This window comes from Pseudomonas sp. W17 (genome assembly GCF_040268305.1).
In the GTDB taxonomy this organism is placed as follows: Bacteria; Pseudomonadota; Gammaproteobacteria; order Pseudomonadales; family Pseudomonadaceae; genus Aquipseudomonas; species Aquipseudomonas protegens.
This window is the reverse complement of record NZ_CP158490.1, coordinates 2,328,139-2,348,139: the sequence shown is the minus strand read 5'-3', so window position 1 is coordinate 2,348,139 and position 20,001 is coordinate 2,328,139. Positions and strand designations below refer to the sequence as shown.

Annotated in this window: 16 protein-coding genes and 1 pseudogene; 13 read left to right on the top strand and 4 right to left on the bottom strand. The window is 63.6% G+C overall.

Translation table 11 applies throughout. The features are described 5' to 3' along the window. Window positions 1-37 precede the first annotated feature (37 nt). Window positions 38-625, top strand: coding sequence for an SH3 domain-containing protein (locus tag ABCR88_RS10835; protein WP_350023834.1), 588 nt, complete (start codon window positions 38-40; stop codon window positions 623-625). 63 nt (window positions 626-688) lie between these two features. Here the strand turns inward: ABCR88_RS10835 and ABCR88_RS10830 are convergent, their stop codons facing one another. After that, the gene (locus ABCR88_RS10830; protein WP_011060358.1) at window positions 689-2,230 is read right to left on the bottom strand and encodes a nucleobase:cation symporter-2 family protein; all 1,542 of its coding nucleotides are present in this window, start codon (window positions 2,228-2,230) and stop codon (window positions 689-691) included. A gap of 468 nt (window positions 2,231-2,698) precedes the next feature. Then, window positions 2,699-3,523, bottom strand: coding sequence for an arylamine N-acetyltransferase (locus tag ABCR88_RS10825; RefSeq protein WP_041117000.1), 825 nt, complete (start codon window positions 3,521-3,523; stop codon window positions 2,699-2,701). 202 nt (window positions 3,524-3,725) lie between these two features. On the opposite strand from ABCR88_RS10825, the gene ABCR88_RS10820 reads away from it, so the two are divergent. Both ABCR88_RS10820 and ABCR88_RS10815 read left to right on the top strand, forming a co-directional pair. Beyond that, the gene (locus tag ABCR88_RS10820) at window positions 3,726-4,301 is read left to right on the top strand and encodes a GNAT family protein (protein WP_350404528.1); all 576 of its coding nucleotides are present in this window, start codon (window positions 3,726-3,728) and stop codon (window positions 4,299-4,301) included. A gap of 35 nt (window positions 4,302-4,336) precedes the next feature. Further along, window positions 4,337-4,858 carry a GNAT family N-acetyltransferase gene (locus tag ABCR88_RS10815; protein ID WP_350023833.1) on the top strand — a complete coding sequence of 174 codons (522 nt, stop codon included), beginning with the start codon at window positions 4,337-4,339 and terminating at the stop codon, window positions 4,856-4,858. A 3-nt stretch (window positions 4,859-4,861) separates the two neighbouring features. Here ABCR88_RS10815 and ABCR88_RS10810 read toward each other — a convergent pair whose 3' ends face one another. Further along, entirely contained in the window at window positions 4,862-6,433 is a 1,572-nt protein-coding gene (locus ABCR88_RS10810) for a diguanylate cyclase (RefSeq protein WP_350023832.1), read from the bottom strand. 185 nt (window positions 6,434-6,618) lie between these two features. Then, window positions 6,619-7,479: a LysR family transcriptional regulator gene (locus ABCR88_RS10805; protein ID WP_015634881.1), complete on the bottom strand. Its 861-nt coding sequence runs from the start codon at window positions 7,477-7,479 to the stop codon at window positions 6,619-6,621. A 97-nt stretch (window positions 7,480-7,576) separates the two neighbouring features. Between ABCR88_RS10805 and ABCR88_RS10800 the strand changes: the two genes are divergently transcribed. From ABCR88_RS10800 to ABCR88_RS10755, 10 genes and pseudogenes are all read left to right on the top strand, one after another. Then, on the top strand, window positions 7,577-8,227 hold the full coding sequence (locus ABCR88_RS10800; RefSeq protein ID WP_258611681.1) for an NAD(P)H-dependent oxidoreductase: 651 nt from the start codon (window positions 7,577-7,579) through the stop codon (window positions 8,225-8,227). 282 nt (window positions 8,228-8,509) lie between these two features. Then, complete coding sequence (locus tag ABCR88_RS10795; RefSeq protein ID WP_015634879.1) at window positions 8,510-9,325, top strand: ABC transporter permease; 816 nt, start codon at window positions 8,510-8,512, stop codon at window positions 9,323-9,325. Beyond that, a complete protein-coding gene (locus tag ABCR88_RS10790) occupies window positions 9,315-10,589 on the top strand; it encodes an ABC transporter ATP-binding protein (protein ID WP_123473690.1) in 1,275 nt (424 codons plus the stop codon). The genes ABCR88_RS10795 and ABCR88_RS10790 overlap by 11 nt, the downstream gene beginning before the upstream one ends. Beyond that, window positions 10,586-11,479 (top strand): annotated as a pseudogene (locus ABCR88_RS10785) (polysaccharide pyruvyl transferase family protein); the annotation flags it as partial. The gene ABCR88_RS10790 and the pseudogene ABCR88_RS10785, both read left to right, overlap by 4 nt. 488 nt (window positions 11,480-11,967) lie before the next feature. Beyond that, window positions 11,968-12,660: a 2OG-Fe(II) oxygenase family protein gene (locus ABCR88_RS10780; RefSeq protein WP_350404527.1), complete on the top strand. Its 693-nt coding sequence runs from the start codon at window positions 11,968-11,970 to the stop codon at window positions 12,658-12,660. Next, the gene (locus ABCR88_RS10775) at window positions 12,653-14,842 is read left to right on the top strand and encodes a glycosyltransferase (RefSeq protein ID WP_350404526.1); all 2,190 of its coding nucleotides are present in this window, start codon (window positions 12,653-12,655) and stop codon (window positions 14,840-14,842) included. Before ABCR88_RS10780 ends, ABCR88_RS10775 begins: the two co-directional genes overlap by 8 nt. 29 nt (window positions 14,843-14,871) lie before the next feature. Next, window positions 14,872-15,894 (top strand): class I SAM-dependent methyltransferase, encoded by a 1,023-nt coding sequence (locus ABCR88_RS10770; protein WP_350404525.1) that lies wholly within the window; start codon window positions 14,872-14,874, stop codon window positions 15,892-15,894. Window positions 15,895-15,919: 25 nt separating this feature from the next. Further along, window positions 15,920-17,992 (top strand): glycosyltransferase, encoded by a 2,073-nt coding sequence (locus ABCR88_RS10765; RefSeq protein WP_350404524.1) that lies wholly within the window; start codon window positions 15,920-15,922, stop codon window positions 17,990-17,992. After that, entirely contained in the window at window positions 17,989-19,092 is a 1,104-nt protein-coding gene (locus tag ABCR88_RS10760; protein WP_350404522.1) for a hypothetical protein, read from the top strand. Before ABCR88_RS10765 ends, ABCR88_RS10760 begins: the two co-directional genes overlap by 4 nt. Continuing rightward, window positions 19,076-19,975, top strand: a complete 900-nt coding sequence (locus ABCR88_RS10755) for a glycosyltransferase family 2 protein (RefSeq protein WP_350404520.1) — start codon at window positions 19,076-19,078, stop codon at window positions 19,973-19,975. The genes ABCR88_RS10760 and ABCR88_RS10755 overlap by 17 nt, the downstream gene beginning before the upstream one ends. Window positions 19,976-20,001: the final 26 nt, after the last annotated feature.

The window sequence follows — 20,001 nt, the reverse complement described above, 5'->3', positions numbered from 1 at the left end:
GCGCGATCCGCACTCCCACCTCATGGATCCCCTCGCGATGGACCGACTCCTGCGCCTCCTGCCCCTGTACGGCCTGCTTTCCCTGTTGCCCCTGCCAGCCCTGGCCGAAGCCCCGGTGGACTGCGCCACCTTAAGCGACAACGTCTCCCTGGAAGCCGGCGAATATCGCCCGCCCCTGGAAGCCAGGGTGATAGGCCAGGGACGGCTGCACTTTCACAGCGGGCCGAATGCCACCTGCCTGAACAAGAAACTCTACGTGATTCCCGGTGATGGCCTGACGGTGTACGCCTCCAGTGGAGACGGCTGGGCCCAGGTCATGTACATCGCCAAGGACGGCGAGGACTACACCGGCTGGGTCGAGGAAAAACGCCTGTTGCTGGGCAAGCACTATGGCGCAAGCGGCGCCGAGCTTCCCGATGAGGTGGCTGCATTCATCCAGCGCCACGAAGCCTGCGAGCACTTTGCCGGCGAGGAAGCCTACGACGAGGAACGCCGGGTCTTCCTGGAGAAAGCCGTGAATGAGGTCTGCACAGGCCATGATCAGCAGCTCGCCAGCTTGCGCCAGCAGTACCAGAACAACCCCGACGCCCTGCAGGCCCTGAAGCCGCTGGACAACCTGGAATAACCGACTGCAAAAAAACCGGCGCCCTGAGGGCGCCGGTTTTTTTCATGGCCGCGGTACTCGACTTCAGTGAGTGGCCTCGACACTGCCGCGCGCATGGCTCGGCTGCGAACCATCGCCGGCCTGGTTCGGTGAGTGGCCCGGCTCCTCTCCTACCAGAGGTACTTCATTGCCCTCGGCATCGTGCAGCTTGCCGCCGCTGAAGTAGTCACCCTCACGCAGTACGGCAACGTCCTGGAAGCGCAGGCTGCGCTCGGTGCCGGCGACGAACACCGACTGCTGGTCGGAGTTGCCCGCGGTGAAGTGGTTGAACGCCAGGTTCAAGAGGATCGCCATGATCGCCGAGGAGCTGATGCCCGAGTGGAAGATGGTGGCGAACCAGCTGGGGAAATGATCATAGAAGCTCGGCGCGGCAATCGGGATCATGCCGAAGCCGATGGAGGTGGCAACGATGATCAGGTTCATGTTGTTGCGGTAGTCGACCCGGGACAGGGTCCGGATGCCACTGGCCGCCACGGTGCCGAACAGCACGATACCGGCGCCGCCCAGCACCGAAGTCGGCACTGCGGCAATCACCCGCCCCATGAACGGCAGCAGGCCGAGGATCACCAGGAACAGCCCGCCGGTGGCCACCACGAAGCGGCTCTTGATGCCGGTGACCGCCACCAGCCCGACGTTCTGGGCGAAGGCGCTCTGGGTGAAGGAACCGAAGATCGGCGCAATCATGCTCGACAGCATGTCGGCGCGCAGGCCGTTGCCCAGGCGCTTGGAGTCGACCTTGGTGTGGATGATTTCACCCACGGCGAGGATGTCCGCCGAGGTTTCCACCAGCGTCACCATGACCACGATGCACATCGACAGGATCGCCGCGACATGAAAGGTCGGCATGCCGAAGTGGAATGGCGTGGGCAGGCCGAACATCGGCCCTTGGGTGACCCCGGAGAAGTCCGCCATGCCCAGGAACAGTGCGATCACCGTACCGATGATCATGGCCAGGAGAATCGACAGACGGGAAATCGCCGCGCTGCCGATCTTGCTCAACAGCAGCACCAGCACCAGGGTCACCGCCGCCAGGCCGATGTTCGACATGCTGCCGAAGTCCGGGGCCCGGCTGTTGCCGCCCATGGCCCAGCGCGCCGCCACCGGCATCAGCGTCAGGCCGATGGTGGTGATGACGATGCCAGTGACCAGCGGTGGAAAGAATTTGGTGATCCGCGAGAACACCGGTGTGATCAGCAGGCCGATCAGCGAGGCGACGATCACCGCACCGAGAATCGACTGGAAACCGCCCTCGCCGCCGCTGGTAACAATCGCCACCATGGTCGACACGCCCGCGAAGGACACCCCTTGCACCAACGGCAGCTTGCAGCCGAAAAACGGCACGCCAAGGGTCTGCAACAAGGTTGCCAGCCCTCCTGCGAACAGCGAAGCAGCGATCAGCAAGCCGATCTCCGAAGGCGACAGGCCAGCCGCCTGGCCAACGATCAGTGGCACGGCAACGATGCCGCCATACATGGTCAGCACGTGTTGCAGGCCATAAGCCATGTTGGCGCCAACACCCAAATTTTCGTCTTCGGGCCGCTGTTGTGAAACCTGGGGGGTATTCATGGTGTGGGGTTCCCTGTTTTTGTTATGGGCACACTGTATGCAACATCCAAGACAACTGTCCATAGGATTGTATACAGTTTTCCATTCTGAATTTCCCCACCCATCAACCCGGGCTATTGCGCGCAAGGCACTCGGATATTGACTCCGTGCCGGCCTGTAAAGGCGGCCCAGAGCCCTCGTTGAAACCAACCCAGGGCCGATCCGCCGCTCTTCAACCGAAGGTTTGAGGGCTGCTCTACTGGTTGAAAAAACAGGATAAAAAAGCCGATCCCGTTGCCGGATCGGCTTATCTGCTGCTCGTAGGGTGCGATCCGTTGGCCGGAACCCGGATCTTGTACACATTGGGTGCAACACGGCCCTACCGTTGGCCGGGCCGGCGACGGCAAACGCGGCAACTGCACCTGGACGGCCGTGTCGACAACCGACCGGAACCACGGACACCGCCTCGCTGTTGGAGAACCTGTGAAATCAGGCCTCTAGCAACTGCTCGAGAACCCGCGGCAGCTCGGGGTGGGCCGGCAGGCGCAGGGCAAACTCGTCCTGCAACAGGCCCATCAGCTCCCCTGCATCGGTGATCTGCCGCCGCTCGCTGGGCTGCCCCATCCTATGTAGGGCGTAGCTGCCATTGTTCAACGTTCGGCGTATTCCCGGCCCCATCAGCGCCACCTTCAATTGGCCGAGGAAAGGAGAGTCCGGGTGGGTCGAGACGTACCAGTTACCCATCTCGTAATCCACATCGCCCTGCAGTTGCAGGTCAAAAACGTACATCGCCCGCCATTCATCCATGACCTTGGCGCGCAAGGTGTAGCTACCTTCGCGCAGGGTGATGCGATACGGCTCGTGGGGCGTTGCCTGTTCTTGCTCGGTATCCAGCAGCAAGGGCGTGGTAGGCACCATGCCGCCAAAGCCGACATCGACGATGTAGCGCTGGCTCTCCAGGTGCACCAGCGCCAGACGGTGGCTGCGAGCGGTCAGCGCATCTTCCGGCGCCCCCATCACCACCCGCCCGGTGATGCCCCGGGCATCGAAACCCAGGTGCAGCAACAGCACCAGGAAGGCCTGGTTGAGTTCATAGCAGTAGCCGCCGCGCCCTTCGTGGAGAATCTTGCGCTCCACCGAGGCCAGGTCGATGGGTACCGGAACCCGCAACAGGGTCGAAAGGCTTTCGAAGGCAAAACGACAGACATGGCGCCATTGCAGCTCCCGCAGGGTTTCCAGGGTCGGCGCTGGCGCGTGTGGGTAGCCCAGTTGCTGCAGGTACAGGTCGAAGTTCATCAGGTGCGGCTGGCTCATGCACAAATCCTTGAAATGAGGGTCGCCCAGGGTCGCGACAGGCCCCGGTAGGTCGGCGTTATGTATAAGCCAGAAGCGGCAAGCCCGGACAATCAATTCGGCTGATATTTTTTATCGCATTGGCCCCGGATTGGCTCTTGCCAAGCGCCGAGGGCGACTCTGTAATAAGTGCCCCGTCGCTCCCGCTGGAGAACTCTGCGCCATGCACTCACTGGAAGGCCCGCGAATCATCCTGCGCCCGTTGCAACGCAGTGATGCCGACGCCCTGGTCAACGCCGCCCGGGACGGTGAGCTGTGGAACCTGCCTTTCACCGTAGTGCCCTCCCCCGACACCGTCGAACGCTACCTCGACGTGGCGCTCGAGGGGCGTGATGCCGGTAGCGTACTGCCGTTCGCTACCGCGCTCAGGAGCACGGGCGAAGTCATCGGCTGCACGCGTTTCTGGAAGATCGACCGGCACAACCGCAAGCTGGAGATCGGCAGCACCTGGATCGCCAGCCGCTGGCAGCGCAGCTTCGTCAACACCGAGGCCAAGTACCTGATGCTGTGCCATGCCTTTGACGACATGAACTGCGTGCGGGTGCAGTTCACGACCGACGAGATCAATCACACGTCCCGCGCGGCGATCCTGCGCCTCGGTGCCCAACAGGAAGGCATAGTGCGAAACGAGCGCATCATGCCCGACGGACGCAAGCGCAATTCCGTGCGCTTCAGCATCATCGACGACGAGTGGCCCGCCGTGCGCCAGCGTCTGCAACAACGCCTCAGCCAAGCCTGAGGCCTCACCCTTACAAGCCCCACAAGGATGTAGCCATGCCCGTCGATTTCACCCTACGCCCAGCCCAGCGCGAGGACGCGCTGTGCATCAGTGGCCTGGCCACCCAGGTCTTTCTCGACACCTATGCCACCGACGGCATGCGCAGCGACCTGGCCGAGGAAGCCCTGAGCGTCTACGCCCCGGAACAGTTCCGCCAGCGCCTTGAGGATCCCCACAGAAGCCTGTTGCTGGCCGAGCGTAACGGGCACCTGCTAGGCTTCGCGGAAATCGCCGGCAACACCCGGCCACCGCTTGCCGGCCTGGCCGATGGGATGGAGCTGGTGCGCCTGTACGTGCAGCGCCATGCCCATCGGCAAGGCGTTGGCCAGGCGCTGCTGCAACAGGTGGAAGAACGGCTGCAAGCCAACGACAGGCCCTGCCTGTGGCTCGCCGTCTGGGCACAGAACCACCGGGCGCAGGCCTTCTATCAGGCCCAGGGCTACATCTGCGCCGGTAGCACCGCCTACGAGTTTGGCGGCAACGCCTACGCTAACCAGGTGTTCTGCAAGCGCTGGTAGCCGTCAGCGATCGGAGCGCTGCAACGGCTCCTCCGCATGGTCCGCCGCCAGCGCCATGGCCCGATTGCGGCCCGTGGCCTTGGCTTGATACAGGGCCGCGTCGGCTCTTTCGATAAACATCTCGATGCTGTCGCGGCCCGTCGGCACGAAGGCGTAGCAGCCCAGGCTGACCGTCACGCAGCCCACCGGTGAGCCGGAATGGGCGATGTTGCGCTGCATGACACTGCGGCGAATCTGCTCGGCCATGGCCAGCGCGCCATGAATGTCGGTGTCGGGCAGCAACACCGCAAACTCTTCGCCACCATAGCGCACAGCCAGGTCAGCCTTGCGCTGGCAGCAGCCCTTGAGCGCCTGGGCCACCTCGGTCAGGCAGTGATCGCCCGCCACATGCCCGTAGGTATCGTTGTAGCGCTTGAAATAGTCGATATCGACCATGACCAGGCTCAACGGGCTGCGTTGCCGCGCACCACGACCAAACTCCACGGTCAGGGCGCGCTCGAACAAGCGGCGGTTGGCCAGGCCGGTGAGGCTGTCATGGGTGGCGATCACCTCCAGGGCCTCCTGGGCCTCGCGCAGATCTGCCTCGATCCGCTCGTTGTTGCGCACCTGCTGCACGAAGACCCAGCCGAACAGGCCGACCCCCAGCAGCACCAGGGCGACGATGGCCGTGGACTGGTAGGCCGAGGCATACCAGCCCTTGAGCACCGAGTCCTTGGAGTTGGCCGCGGCCACCACCAGGGGATAGGCCTGCAACTGCCGATAGCCGTACAGGCGCGTCACCCCATCAACAATCGAGGTGATCATGGCGTTGCCGGTGGTGGCCTCGGGCAAGTACTTGCTGAAGATCTCGCCGCGGGCCAGGGAAGCACCGATCTGCCGCTCTTCGAACGGCCGCCGCGCAATCAGCGTACCGTCGGACAGGGCAAGGAACATGGCGCCCTGCTCGTCGATATTGAAACTGGTGAAGAACTGATCGAAATACGCCAGCTTGATGCCTGCCATCAGCACCCCCTGGAAATTCCCCTGGCTATCGTTGAGCCGCCGCGAGATGGGAATGATCCATTCGCCATTGGCCCGGCTGCGGATGGCCGGGCTGATGTGAGCCAGCAACGAAGCATTCTGCTGATGGAAACGAAAGTAGTCGCGGTCTGCCACATCGTTGCCATGGGGCGAATCACCAAAGGAACTGACCATCCACTGACCGTCCCGGTCATAGAGAAATACCCCGCTGAGCTGGGTCAGGGCCTGCACCCGCCGGGCGAATATGCCCTGCAAGCGGGGCTGCTGCTCAGGGCCATCGCCCAGGGCCTGGATCCACTCGGACAGGCTCATCAGCACCAGGTCGGCTTCCATGAAAGTGTCTTCGGCCTGCTGGGCGATGGCCCGGGTCAGGTTGGTGGAATTGACTTCCGCCTGCATCAGGTCGTGACGCCAGGACTGTTCCAGTTGCAGGTACAACAGCCCGCACAGGCACAGAAACACGGTTGCGATGAAGGCCACCGCGGCCTTGAGCAGCGGCAAGCGCTTCAGGGTTCCACCAGGGGGATGATGAGGATCGTAGATGGGAACAGGCAAAAGGGTCGTCCTGACGGGAGTGGCCTGGGCTACAGGGCGGGTCCCTGGTTGTTTTCGAGACTGGCTGAACGGCCAGCGCCCTGCACAGTATAGGTTTTCTGGCCGCTGACCCGGGCCGGGAGATCAGGCAGCAACCTTGAACGACCCGGCTCCACCCTGGGGTTATCGGCCACCACGAGCAATGCTTAAAGCGCCGATCGACGGCTCGAGCAATATTCGACAAACACCTCGGACAGCGCCGCCAGCACAGTCTGGTCCGCTTCGGGCGCGGTGAACAGACGGTACTGCGCATCCGGCAACGGTGGCAAACCGTATTCCTCCCCCAGGGCACACAGCCCTGCCCCCAACTGGCTGGCCGCCATGGGTGCTATGGCGAACCCGGACAGCACGGCGGCGCGCAGGGCCCAATTGCTGCTGCAAAGCATAACCGTGCGCTGGGCAATGCCGGCCTGGGCCAGCCGGCCCAGGGCCGCGGCCCGATAGGGGCAAGGCTCGGGAAACAGCGCCAGGGGCAAGGGGTCGGGCAAGAGCCCGGCAGGTTGCACCAGCCCGGCCCAGACCAGCGGTTCGGACCAGAGCAGGCGGCCAGGCTCGGCAGTTTCGCACAGCGAGCCCACCACCAATTGCAAATTGCCCTGGGCCAGCAGATCCAGCAGCGTACCGGGAATGCCAACCTGCACATCGAGCCGGATACCTGGGTAGCGCCCGGCAAAATCCTGTAGCGCACGCAGCAGCCGGGGGTCGGCAAAATCCTCGGACAGGCCCACCCCCACGCGCCCGTGGAACGGCACCCGGGTCAGTTCGGTCCAGGCGTCGCGATTCAACGCCAGGATCGCCCGGGCATAGGCCATCAACCGCTCGCCATCGGCGGTCAGCTGCTGCGAGCGGGTGGTGCGCTGGAGCAGCGGCTTGCCGACCTGCTGTTCCAGGCGCCGCAGGTGGCCGCTGACCGCGGACTGGGTCAGGTGCAGCTTGAGGGCCGCACGGCTGAACCCTTGTTCATCGACAACAGCAACAAAGGTGCGCAATAGCAGGGCATCGAACATATTTCAGAATGAAATCAATAAGGCTTGAATCGACAATTTATATTTAAAAACAAGCTATGTTGCAATGACGGTCATCCCAACCCCAAGAGATTCGTCCATGACCCGGCTCCTGCACATTCAATGCTCGCCCCGCCTGCGCCGCTCCGCCTCCCTGGAAATCGCCCACAGCTTCATCCAGAGCTACCGACAGCAACGGCCGGACACCGAGGTCACCACCCTGGACCTGTGGAGCCTCGATTTGCCGGAACTCGATCAGACGGCCATGGACGCCAAATATGCACAACTGGCCGGCCAGCCCCTGGGCAATGCCGAACAGCGGGCCTGGGCCCGGCTCCAGGCGCTGGCAGAGCCGCTGCACCAGGCCGACCTGCTGGTGCTTTCCATCCCCCTGTGGAATTTCAGCATTCCCTACAAGCTCAAGCACTTCATCGACCTGGTTTCCCACCAGGGCATCCTCTTCAGCTTCGACCCCGAGAACGGCCTGCAAGGCCTGCTGCGCAACAAGACGGCGGTGGCGGCCTACGCCCGGGGCCTGGACTTTTCTTCCCGCTCCAGCACACCAGCGCCGGCATTCGATTTCCAGAAGCCCTATATAGAGGCCTGGCTGAATTTCATCGGGATTGCCAACCAGCACTCGCTGATCGTGGAAAAGACCATCCTCGGCCCGGACATCGACCAGGCCTCGCGACAGGCGGCCGCCGAGCAGGCACAGGCCCTGGCGCAGCAACTGGCGGCCCGCCAGTACTGAACCATACCCGGGCCGGCGCCGCGCAGGAGCCTGCCCGTCTGGCCCACCCTGCTCTTTACCGCCGAGCCCAGGCATCCGCAGTGAGTATTACCCTCGCGGGGGTCTTGCCACTTATCCGGCTGCGCCCGCCGCTCATCAAAAAAAGCTGTAACGACACCTTCACTTCCTGCATTTCGGGTCTATAAACAATTCACAAAATCCTTCGCTTCGAATCACCACCCGTTCACCCATGCCCTTGTCGAGCATGGGGTGGTGCTGGAAGCTGGCCCCAAGGAGCGGGAGTTGACCGGAAGTACCACGCTGCACCGTTTCACCTTCAGGCCCTGGCGTCATCGCGAGCTGCTGCGGGCACTGATCGAACGCGAAGTGATAGGCCGCTACCGCGGCTCGATCGCCGGCCTGCTCTGGTCCTTTCTCAACCCCTTGCTCATGTTGCTGGTGTACACCTTCGTGTTCAGCGTGGTGTTCAAGGTGCGTTGGGGAACCGACAACGACTCGAACACCCAGTTCGCCCTGCTGGTGTTCACCGGGATGATGGTCTTCAACCTGTTCTCCGAATGCCTCACCCGAGCCCCCGGGCTGATCCTGAGCCACGTCAACTATGTGAAGAAGGTGGTGTTCCCCCTGGACATGCTGCCCTGCGTGATGCTCGGGGCGGTGCTGTTCCACACGCTGGTGAGCTTTGCCGTCTGGCTGCTGTTCCACCTCCTGGCCTTCGGCCTGCCGCCGCCCACCGCTCTGCTGTTTCCCCTGGTGCTGCTGCCCCTGGTGCTGTTCACCCTCGGGCTGTCCTGGGTCCTCGCCTCCCTGGGGGTCTACCTGCGGGATGTTGGCCAGGTCATCGGTGTACTGATGTCGGCCCTGCTGCTGATGTCGGCGGTGTTCTATCCGCTGAGCGCCCTGCCCGAGGCCTACCGGCACTGGCTCTACCTGAACCCCTTGACCCTGGTGATCGAGTCCTCCCGCGACGTGCTGATCTGGGGCGTGGTGCCCGATCTCGGCCTGTGGCTGATAGAGCTGAGCGTCGCGCTAGGCGTGGCCTTCCTGGGATGGGCGTGGTTCGAAAAAACCCGCCCGGGGTTCGCCGATGTGCTCTGAACTGGCGATCAAGGCCCAGGGCCTGGGCAAGTGCTACCCGATCTACGACCAGCCCCGCGACCGCCTGCTGCAACTGCTGCTGCCCCGCGGCAAGCAGCGCTATCGCGAATTCTGGGCCTTGAAGGACGTTGCGCTGGAAGTGCGCAAGGGCGAAACCCTGGGCATCATCGGCCGCAACGGCAGCGGCAAGTCGACCCTGCTGCAACTGATCTGCCGCACCAGCACCGCCTCCACAGGCAGCGTGACCAGCCATGGGCGGATCGCCGCCCTGCTGGAGCTGGGCTCGGGGTTCAATCCAGAGTTCAGCGGCCGCGAGAACGTCTACCTCAACGGTGCGGTATTGGGCCTCAAACGCGCGGAGATCGAGGCGCGTTTCGACGAAATCACCGCCTTCGCCAACATCGGCGAATTCATCGACCAGCCCACCAGGACCTATTCCAGCGGCATGCTGGTGCGCCTGGCCTTTGCCGTTTCGGTGTGCGTGGAGCCGGATATCCTGATCGTCGACGAAGCCCTGGCCGTCGGCGATGCTTCCTTCCAGTTCAAGTGCCTGGAACGCCTGGAGCGCCTGACCCGACAAGGCACGACCCTGCTGTTCGTGTCCCATGACATGAGCATGGTCAAGCGTTTCTGCAACCGTGCCCTCTACCTGCGCGACGGCGAAATCCGCGCCAGCGGTGCACCGGAGGCGATGGCCGAGCTGTACCTGCTGGACATGCGTGACGAACAGCGCCGCTGGGCCAGCGCAGGCGCCGTCCAGGTCAGCGCCAAGACACCACTCAACCCGGAGCACGGCATGGCCTTCGGCACCCCTGAAGGGCGGATCACCTCAGCCGTGTTCAGCAATACCGGGGCGCTGTACTCAAGCTTTGCCCACGGCGACATGATCGAAATCGCCATCGATGCCCAGGTCAGCGACGCCATTGCCCGCCCCAACATCAGCCTGACCATCCAGGAAGCCCGGCTGCTGGTGGTCAGCGGGGTCAACGTCGCCCTGCAATGCGGCGAGTCCCGGCAAGGCTGGCGCAGCGCCTCGGTGTGCCTGCGATTCGCCGCCAACCTGGCGGCCGGGCGCTACCACATCACGCTCAAGCTGATGAATGGCGAAACGGAAGAAACCTCCCACCTGATTGAAAAACAGGTGGCCCTCCTGGCGTTCGACACCTTGCCGGGCAACAAGCACTTCCTGGGAATCGTCGACTTGCACATCGAACCTGTCACCCGCCCATCGCAGCAGCTCCTGGCAGTCGAGGAGCGTTCATGAGCGACAAGCAATGGCAAGTCGCGATCTTCGGTACCTTCGATGTAGCCAACTACGGCGACCTGCTGTTCCCCCTCATTGCCGAAGCAGCATTGCAGGCGCGCCTGGGCAAGGTGCGCCTGCACGCGTTCTCCTATCACTCGCGCAGCACGCCGCAATGGCCCTACCCCGTCACCTCGGTCAGTGAACTGCCCCAGCTCATCGATAGCCTGGACGCAGTGCTGATCGGCGGCGGCTTCATCATTCGCTTCGACAAGGTCATCGCTGCCGACTACTACCCGCCCGACCCGCAGATCCACCACCCCACCGGGTACTGGCTGTCGCCTGCGCTGATGGCCCTGCAACACAATGTGCCGCTGATCTGGAACGCCCCCGGCATGCACTGCAACCCGATTCCATCCTGGGCGGCCCCCCTGGTCAGGCTGACCCTGGAGCAAAGCCCCCACGTCAGGGTGCGCGATGCCCTGTCTGCAAACACCCTGTCCGCGCTGAGCGAGCAGGCCCAGGTCGAGGTACTGCCGGATACCGCCTTTGGCCTGCCCAGCCTGATCGACCGGCAGCAACACTCGGCGGCCTATCGCCAACTCTGTGCCCAGGCCGGCCTGACCGGGCCCTATCTGGTGGTGCATGCGATTGCCGGCCTGGAGAGCTTTCTCCAGCTATGGAAAACCCACAACGCGCTGTTCAGCCAGTGGCAGCTGCTGCTGTTGCCCATCGGCCCGGTGCTCGGGGACGATGAGTCGATTCTCGGCGCCGACCTGCCACGGGCCGTGCGCCTGCCGGCCTGGCCAGAGCCACTGCTACTGGCGGAGATCCTGGCCCAGGCCCAGGGCGTCATCGGCCACAGCTATCACCTGGCGATCACCGCCCTGGCCTTCGGCGTACCGGCCTTCTGTTCGGCCAACCTGAACCAGGGCAAGTACACCGCCTTGCGCGCATACCGCGGGATCTGCCCCCTGCCAGCCGAACAGCCCATCGATCCCCAGTGGTTCCTGCAACACCTGAGCAAAACGGGGCCCTGCCCCGAGGTGATCGCCGCGCAGGAACAAGTGCAGCGCCATTGGGACCGGGTAGCCGAACTGATCGCCCAGGGCCCGCGCCCCACCAGCCAGGCGCTGAACCGCTTCTGGCAAGCCCTGCCCGGCCTGCTGGAGGCCCCGCTCCCGGACTGTCGCGAGGCAATCCTGAGCAAACAGGCCGAACTGGATGCGCTGAAAATCCAGGTACAGCAGTTGACGCTACTACGCCGCCACCAAACGGAACTCACCAGTCGGGTCGATGCCGAGCTGGGTCGAATCCATCGCTCCAACTCCTATCGCCTCACCGCGCCGTTACGCTCCCTGCGGCGCCGCCTGCAACATTTATTGGGAAGATGAATACGATGCTGAATCTGCCAATGCTGACCAAAGCCCCCTTGCACACTCAGCCCTTTCGCTGGGGGCGAATCACCGAACTGTATTCGCCCGCGGACGCCGCGACCCTGGTAGCGACCTATCCCCGCGACTCCTTCAAGACGGTGTCCGGCTATGGCGGAGAAAAGGACTACGAGTACCAGGCGCGGCAACTGGTGGAAATGGGCACCGGTCGCATTATCCACGAGCAGCACCTGAGCCCGGCCTGGCGCAGGCTGGCCAGCGAGTTGACCGCACCGGACTATCGCCTGGCGCTGTCAACGCTCACCGACATGGACCTCAGAAACGCTCCCATGGAGGTCAACGTCTTCCACTACGGGCCGCAGGCCTGCCTCGGCCCGCACCCGGACCTGGGCGACAAGCTGGTGACCCATATCCTGTACTTCAACGATTCCTGGGACATCGAGGACGGTGGCTGCCTCAATATCCTGGGCTCTGCCGACCCCACGGATGTGGTCGCGGTGATCCCGCCCCTGGTGGGCACATCGGCAGTACTGGTACGCGCCGAGAACTCCTGGCATGCGGTGACGCAGGTGGTAGCCAATTGCCGGAATTCACGGCGCAGCATGACCGTGACCTTCTACCGGCCCGGCTCCCTCAGCTCAATGTGGCCCAGTGGCGACCAGAGCCCACTGCACAACTATGAGCCCGCTCATGACTAAGTCCCACTCGCAGGACCAGGAGTCGACCCTGCTGCGGCTCGAGCACGCACAGGCCATCCTTCAGCGCGATGCCGCCCTGGCGCATATCGACCATATGCGGCGCTCGCGTTCCTGGCGCCTGACCCGCCCCCTGCGCATGCTGATGCAGCTGCTGCGGTACGGGGTGATCAACGACGAGAGCGAGTACCCGACTCACCTGCCCTCTCTCGTCCAGCCTCTGCCAGCTTCCATCCCCTTGGAGCCCGATATCGTGGAGGACTCAGCACCCGGCTCTGCTGCTCAGCATTTTGACCTGCTGTGCTTTGCCAATATCGACTGGTCCGCCAGGTTCCAGCGACCACAGCAACTGATGACGCAGTTCGCTATCCAGGGTTATCGGGTGTTCTACATTATCCTTTCGCCGCTACCCGCGGCAGAGCGGCCCTATGCGGTGCACCCAGTCGCTCCCGGGGTCTTCGAAGTCACCCTGCGCGGGCATGCACGGCAGGACTATTACGCCACCTGCATCACCGAAGGCAACCTGCGCGCCAATGCCGAGGCGTTGCAGGCCCTGGTGAGCGACTATCGGATCAAGACGGCGGTGTCAGTGGTTCACCTGCCCTATTGGACGCGCCTGGCCCTGCACCTGCGCAAGGCATACGGCTGGCCCGTGCAATACGACTGCATGGACGAATGGCAGGACTTCCCGAACATCGGTCAGCCCTTGCTGGCCCAGGAACAGGTACTGGTGGAGCAGGCCGATCTGGTAACCGTCACCGCCTCCGTGCTGTACGACAAATGGGCCAGTACCAGCCGTCGCTGCCAGTTGGTTAGAAACGGAGTGGACTTCGACTTCTTTGCCCGATGCTGTACACCCAATACTCTGCTGGAGGAGCTTCAAGGCCCGATCATCGGCTTCTATGGCGCCCTGGCCGAATGGGTCGATTTTGAGCTGGTGGCGGCCATCGCCCGGCAACGACCAGAGTGGAATCTGGTGCTCATTGGCGATGTGTTCGTCCGTGACCTGGCCGGCCTCGACCGCTTGCCCAATGTGCACCTGCTGGGCCGCAAGCCTTACTCGCAGATGCCGCAATACCTGTACCACTTCGATGTCTGCATCATTCCTTTTCGCCTCTACAACGTGACCCACGCGGTGGATCCGGTGAAGTTCTACGAGTTCATCAGCGCCGGCAAACCCGTGGTCGCAGTGCCGCTGCTGGAGATGCAGATCTACGAGCCTTACCTGTATTTCGCCGACGGGCCGTCTGCCTTTGTCACGCAGATCGAAAGAGCCCTCGGGGAAACCGATCTGCAGCGCTGGAACCAACGGCTGGCACTGGCCAGGGAAAACGATTGGCGGCAACGCTTCGAAGACACGCGCGATGCGCTGGTCGAACTATTTCCGAAGGTCTCGGTAATCATCGTCACCTACAACAATGTGCAGCTGACCCGCGGCTGCATCGACAGCCTGCTGCGCAATTGCGCCTACCCGAACCTGCAACTGATCATCGTCGACAACGCCTCGCGGGATTCCACCCGCAACTACCTGCGCTACCTGACCCGCAGCGAACCCAATGTGAGCATCGTGCTCAACGAACAGAACCTGGGTTTCGCCGCCGCCAACAACCAGGGCCTGCGCCTTGCGCAGGGCCACTACCTGGTCCTGCTCAACAACGACACCGTGGTGCCCAAGGGCTGGCTCGCGCCCCTGCTGCGCCACCTCGACGACCCGGAGGTGGGGTTGGTGGGGCCGACCACCAATGCGGTGGGCAACGAGGCCCGGGTCAACATCAACTACCAGGACCTCGACGACATGGAGGGTTTCGCCGACCGGCGCGCCACCCAGTACCGCGGGCGCTGCTTCGACATCCCGATGCTGGCCATGTTTTGCGTAGCGATGCGCCGCGAAGTGCTGGATCAGGTGGGCTGGCTGGATGAAGCCTTTGGCATCGGCATGTTCGAAGACGACGACTACAGCCGACGAGTCCAGGCCGCCGGCTTGCGCACCGTATGCGCCGAGGACAGCTACATCCACCACTACGGCCAGGCCTCGTTCAAGGCCCTTATCGCCAGCGGCGAATACCAGCGGTTATGGGACAAGAACCAGGCCTACTTCGAAAGCAAGTGGGGGCCCTGGCAACCCCATCGCCAAGTACGCCGCAGAGCGAACGCCGACGCCACGGAAATGAAGCTCACCGACTGAATCGGCAGCCCGATACACCCACAAGGAAGATGCCGAACGTGCTGAAAAAAATAATTCAACAGCTCAGTGGTCGGGCAGTCGCAGCCCCTGTTCCCCCGGACGACATGAGCGAGGAGCAGCGCAAGGCGCAGACCGCCGAGCACTGGTCACAGAACCAGGCTGGCTCGGATGCGTTTTCTGCGGATGTCTACTGGCTGGCAGTGCCTGCGGTGCAACAACGCCATCAGCAAAAGGCCACGGCCGGCAGCGGTCATGCTCACTGGGTACCCTATTGCCTGAACACCTTTCTGGCGGGCCGGTTACCGGTGCCGCGTATGCTGAGCATCGGCTGCGGCACCGGTACCCTGGAACGCGAGCTCTACAAACTCCAGGCCTTCCAGGACTGTGACGCCGTGGATATCGCCCCGGCGGCGCTGGACACCGCCCGGGCAGAAGCGGCGGCGCTGGGGGCCCGGACCCTGCACTACAGCCTCACCGACGTCGAGCGGGTGCAACTGCCCAGCGCTCATTACGACGCCGTCTGGTTCAACGGTTCAATGCATCACATTCGCCAATTGGAAAAGGTCTGCGCCAATGTCCGCCAGGCCTTGAAGGCGGACGGCTGGCTGTTCTTCAACGAGTATGTCGGCGCCAATCACTTTGCCTTTGACCAGGCCCAGTGCGCAGCCATCAGCCATGCCTTCGCCCTGATTCCCCCGGCCATGCGCCGCTCTTTCGTCCAGGGTTCCTACGGTCAGGTGCAGAACAACGTACCGCTCCCTGATCCACAAGAGGTGGTGAAGGTTGATCCGTCCGAGGCGGTGCGCTCCCAGGACATCCTCAAGGTGGTGGAACAGCACTTCGAGATCCAGGCCCTCAACACCTGCGGCGGCACCCTGCTGCAATTTCTGCTGCATGGTATCGCCGGCAATTTCAAGGCCGATGATCCCCAGGCGATGCGGGTGCTGCGGATGCTGTTCGACATCGAAGACGGGCTGATCGAGTCGGGCACCCTGAACAGCGATTTCGTGATCGTTGCCGCGACCCCGAAACAGTCGGAGTCCGTGCTTTGACTCGCTCAGTATCCGGAGCGCGGCAATGAGCACCGCCCTGTTCCAGCGCTGGCGTCGCGTCTATCACCGCCTGCCGCTGCCTTACCTGCTGAAAGCCTTGATCCAGCGCCTGTATCACGGCGTGCTGGGACCTGGCTGGCGGGCCCTGCGTCGGCACCAGCGGGCCGCCAAGAGTTTCGTACCCGCTTGTAGCGTGCTACCGGCGGCCGACCCGCAATGGCCGGATTACGTGGTCTGGGGTGCCATCGACTGGGATTTCCGCCAGCAGCGTCCCCAGCACCTGGCCCGCGGCCTGAGCACCAGCGGACGCCGGGTTTTCTATGTCTCGGCCAGCCTGGAGGACGACGCTCGCGACGGTTTTACCTTGCGCCCGCTGGATGACCGAGGGCGGCTGTTCGAAGTGCGGCTGTTTGCACGCACAGCCCCGCTCCTCTACCACGCTGCCCCGCAAGAGGCCGTGGTCCAGCAGTTGCGTCGCAGCATCGGCGAGTTATTGAGCTGGGCCCATTCGAGCCAGGTGATCTCCCTGGTCCAGCACCCGTTCTGGGCCCCCGTGGCCGGGGCGCTGCCGGCCAGCCGCCTGGTCTATGACTGCATGGACGACCATCAGGGCTTCGGCAACAACGCCCCAGACCTGTTGCAACTGGAGCATGAGCTGCTGCGCGAGGCCGATATCACGCTGTTTGCCTCGGCGTGGCTGGAACGCCACTGGAGTCGGCACTGCCCGCCTGCAAGCACCGGGCATCGCGCCGTATTGCGCAATGCCGCCGACTTCACCTATTTTTCCAAGCCCCCGGCCCAGTGTTATCAGGACCCGCAAAGCCGTCCCGTGATCGGCTACTACGGCGCGCTCGCCCAGTGGTTCGATGTGGGTCTGCTGGCCGCCATCGCCGACGCCTTCAGCCACTGCACGATCCTGCTGATAGGCGCAGATACCGGGCGGGTTGGTGCGCGCCTGCAGCGCCATGCCAACGTCAGGCTGACCGGTGAAATCCCCTACGCACAGCTGTCCGCCTACCTGCAGGCCTTCGATGTCTGCATCCTGCCGTTTCGCATCGAGGCACTGACCCTGGCCACCAACCCGGTCAAGGTCTACGAATACCTGAGTGCCGGAAAGCCGGTGGTGGCGGTGGATCTGCCCGAGCTGCAGGAGTTCGGCCAGCAGGTATCCATTGCCAGGGATACCCCCTCCTTTATCAAAGCCATCGCCCAGGCGTTGCAGGAACCTGCCTCCGACAGCAGTTCCCGCCAGCGCCAGAAATTCGCCGCACAACAGACTTGGGAGCACCGGGTAGAACAGTTGAAGGCCCTGGCGGAAGACGAGCAAAGCGGGCCCCTGATCAGCGTGATAGTAGTGACCTACAACAACCTGGCACTCACCCGCGCCTGCCTGGCCAGCCTGGCCGCCGACCCTCTGGGCCGCAAGCTGGAGATCATTGTCGTCGACAATGCCTCCACCGACGGCAGCGTCGAATTCCTTCGGCAGTGGGCCAGCGACAGCGCTCACTCGCTCATCCTCAACCCCGGCAACCAGGGTTTCTCCGCGGCCAACAATCAGGGCCTGGCCCGGGCTCGGGGCGAGTTCCTGGTCTTGCTCAACAACGACACCGAGGTCACCACTGGCTGGGCGCAGACCCTGCGCCGCCACCTGCAACGCAACCCGGGGCTCGGCCTGATCGGGCCGGTAACCAACAACATCGGCAACGAAGCGAAGATCGAGATCAGCTACCGCAGCCTCGAGGAGATGCCTGGCCGCGCCCGCCAGTACACCTGGCGCCATGTCGGCCAGGTGGTGCCGTGCGCCACCCTCGGTTTCTTCGCGGTCATGATGCCCAGGTCGACCTATGAGCGCGTCGGACCCCTGGATGAAGCCTTCGGCCTGGGCTTTTTCGAAGACGACGACTATTGCCGCCGGGTCGAACAAGCAGGGCTGGCCTGCGCCTTTGCCGAAGACGTGTTCATTCATCACCATCTTTCTGCCTCGTTCAGCCAGATGCCAGGCAGCCAGCGCCAACAACTGTTTGAACGCAACAAGGCCCTGTACGAGGCGAAATGGGGCCGACCCTGGACTCCCCACACCGCCAGGGAGCCATCATGAGGCTGGTCTATCTGTCACCGGTCAGCTGGCACAGCTTCGCGCAACGCCCCCATGAACTGGTGCGCCAGTTCCACGCGGCCACCCAGGCCCCCGTGCTGTGGGTCGAACCCTATCCCACGCGCTTGCCGGTACTGGCCGACTTGCTGACCCGCCCGCCATACCAGGGCCCGACCATACCCGTGCCGGCCTGGCTGACCCTGGCCAGGCCCCGGGCCCTGCCCATAGAGCCCCTGCCCGGCTCGGGCTGGGTCAATCGTCTGTTCTGGCAGGAGCTCAAGCAACAGATCCGCCATTTTGCCCAGGCACCGACCCAGCTCGGCATCGGCAAACCCTCGAGGCTGGCCCTGCAACTGCTGCAGGAACCGATCTTCGCCGGCAGTTTCTATGACGTCATGGACAACGTACCAGCGTTCTATCGCGGCTGGTCGCGCCGTGCCATGCACCGGCGCCAGCATCAGACCGCCCGGGCTGTGGTCACCGCCCTGGCCTCGTGCACGACTTTGCAGCGCTACTGGCAACGGCAACAGGTCGATACCCGGCTGCTGCTCAATGGTTGCGCCAGCGAACGCCTGCCCGCCCTGCCCCTGTCCCGGCGCGCAGCACATGGAACACGGCCGGTGTTCGGCTACATCGGCACCCTCGCCAAGTGGTTCGACTGGGAATTCGTGCTTGCCCTGGCCGTGGCCTTTCCCGGGGCCGAGGTACGCCTGATCGGCCCCCAGCACGGACCGTCGCCCAGGGCACTGCCGGACAATATCCGGTGCTTGCCGGCGCTGTCCCACGAGGCCGCGCTGCAAGCCATGGCCGAGTTCGATGTCGGCCTGATCCCATTCAAGTGCAACGACATCACCCGCTACGTCGACCCGATCAAATACTACGAGTACCGGGCCCTGGGCTTGCCAGTGGTCAGCACCGCATTCGGCGAAATGGGCACCAGGCGCCATCTTCCGGGAGTGTTTCTGAGCGACAGCCTCGACGATATTTCCCGAATCATCCACCAGGCGCTGACGTTTACCGAGCCCCTGGCCGAGACCCTGAAGTTCCGCGAAGCCAACTCCTGGGCAAAACGCTTCGAGGGGGCCCATGCCGCGTTCCTGTGATGTGGTGGTGGTCAACTACAACGCCGGCCTTCTGCTGGAGGACTGCGTGATCTCGGTGCTGGCCCAGGACATCAACCGGCTGGTGCTGGTGGACAATGCCTCCCATGACGGCAGCCTGGAGCAGGTTGCCACCCGGTTCGCTGCCGATGAACGCCTGCTCATCCTGCGCAACTCAAGCAACACCGGCTTCGCCGCGGCCTGCAACCTAGGCGCCAGTCACTGCGAGCAGCCACACATCCTGTTCCTCAACCCCGACACCGTATTGCAACCGGGCGCCTTGCAAGGAATGATCGACGCCCTGCGCCACACACACGATCTAGGCATGGCAGGTGGCCTGCTGTGCAACTTCGACGGCAGCGAACAGCCCGGTGGACGTCGGGTCTTCCCCACCCCACGGCGGGCAGTAGTACGCGCCCTCAACCTGTCGGGCCTGGCCTGGCTCTCGCCGCGACTGTTCTCCGACTTTCTTCTGCACCGCGAGCCCCTGCCCAGCCGTCCGACGCAGGTAGAAGCCATTTCCGGCGCCTGCATGCTGGTCAAGCGCGAAGCCCTGGACAGCGTCGGCGGCTGGGACGAAGGCTACTTCCTGCACTGCGAGGACCTGGACCTGTGCATGCGCTTTCGCCAGGAAGGCTGGAAAGTCTGCTTCGTACCCCAGGCCAGGATCTTTCACGCCTGGGGCGCCTGCAGCCGCACCCGCCCGGTGTTCGTCGAATGGCACAAGCACCGGGGCATGATCCGCTTCTATGGCAAATTTTTTCGTGAGGACTATCCCCGGGTCCTCTCCTGGAGCATCTGTGCAGGTGTCTGGCTACGATTCAGTTTCGTGGTGGGCTACCACTGGCTGGCGCAGCTGGGACGGATGCTCGGACAACCTCGCTAGTCCGGCAAAGGCTCAGAGCACAACGT

Bases quoted from the DNA above. Each gene is read 5' to 3' on its own strand.
- ABCR88_RS10835 (WP_350023834.1), top strand. From the start codon at position 38: ATGGACCGACTCCTGCGCCTCCTGCCCCTGTACGGCCTGCTTTCCCTG.
- ABCR88_RS10830 (WP_011060358.1), bottom strand. From the start codon at position 2,230: ATGAATACCCCCCAGGTTTCACAACAGCGGCCCGAAGACGAAAATTTG.
- ABCR88_RS10825 (WP_041117000.1), bottom strand. From the start codon at position 3,523: ATGAGCCAGCCGCACCTGATGAACTTCGACCTGTACCTGCAGCAACTG.
- ABCR88_RS10820 (WP_350404528.1), top strand. From the start codon at position 3,726: ATGCACTCACTGGAAGGCCCGCGAATCATCCTGCGCCCGTTGCAACGC.
- ABCR88_RS10815 (WP_350023833.1), top strand. From the start codon at position 4,337: ATGCCCGTCGATTTCACCCTACGCCCAGCCCAGCGCGAGGACGCGCTG.
- ABCR88_RS10805 (WP_015634881.1), bottom strand. From the start codon at position 7,479: ATGTTCGATGCCCTGCTATTGCGCACCTTTGTTGCTGTTGTCGATGAA.
- ABCR88_RS10800 (WP_258611681.1), top strand. From the start codon at position 7,577: ATGACCCGGCTCCTGCACATTCAATGCTCGCCCCGCCTGCGCCGCTCC.
- ABCR88_RS10790 (WP_123473690.1), top strand. From the start codon at position 9,315: ATGTGCTCTGAACTGGCGATCAAGGCCCAGGGCCTGGGCAAGTGCTAC.
- ABCR88_RS10780 (WP_350404527.1), top strand. From the start codon at position 11,968: ATGCTGAATCTGCCAATGCTGACCAAAGCCCCCTTGCACACTCAGCCC.
- ABCR88_RS10775 (WP_350404526.1), top strand. From the start codon at position 12,653: ATGACTAAGTCCCACTCGCAGGACCAGGAGTCGACCCTGCTGCGGCTC.
- ABCR88_RS10770 (WP_350404525.1), top strand. From the start codon at position 14,872: ATGCCGAACGTGCTGAAAAAAATAATTCAACAGCTCAGTGGTCGGGCA.
- ABCR88_RS10765 (WP_350404524.1), top strand. From the start codon at position 15,920: ATGAGCACCGCCCTGTTCCAGCGCTGGCGTCGCGTCTATCACCGCCTG.
- ABCR88_RS10760 (WP_350404522.1), top strand. From the start codon at position 17,989: ATGAGGCTGGTCTATCTGTCACCGGTCAGCTGGCACAGCTTCGCGCAA.
- ABCR88_RS10755 (WP_350404520.1), top strand. From the start codon at position 19,076: ATGCCGCGTTCCTGTGATGTGGTGGTGGTCAACTACAACGCCGGCCTT.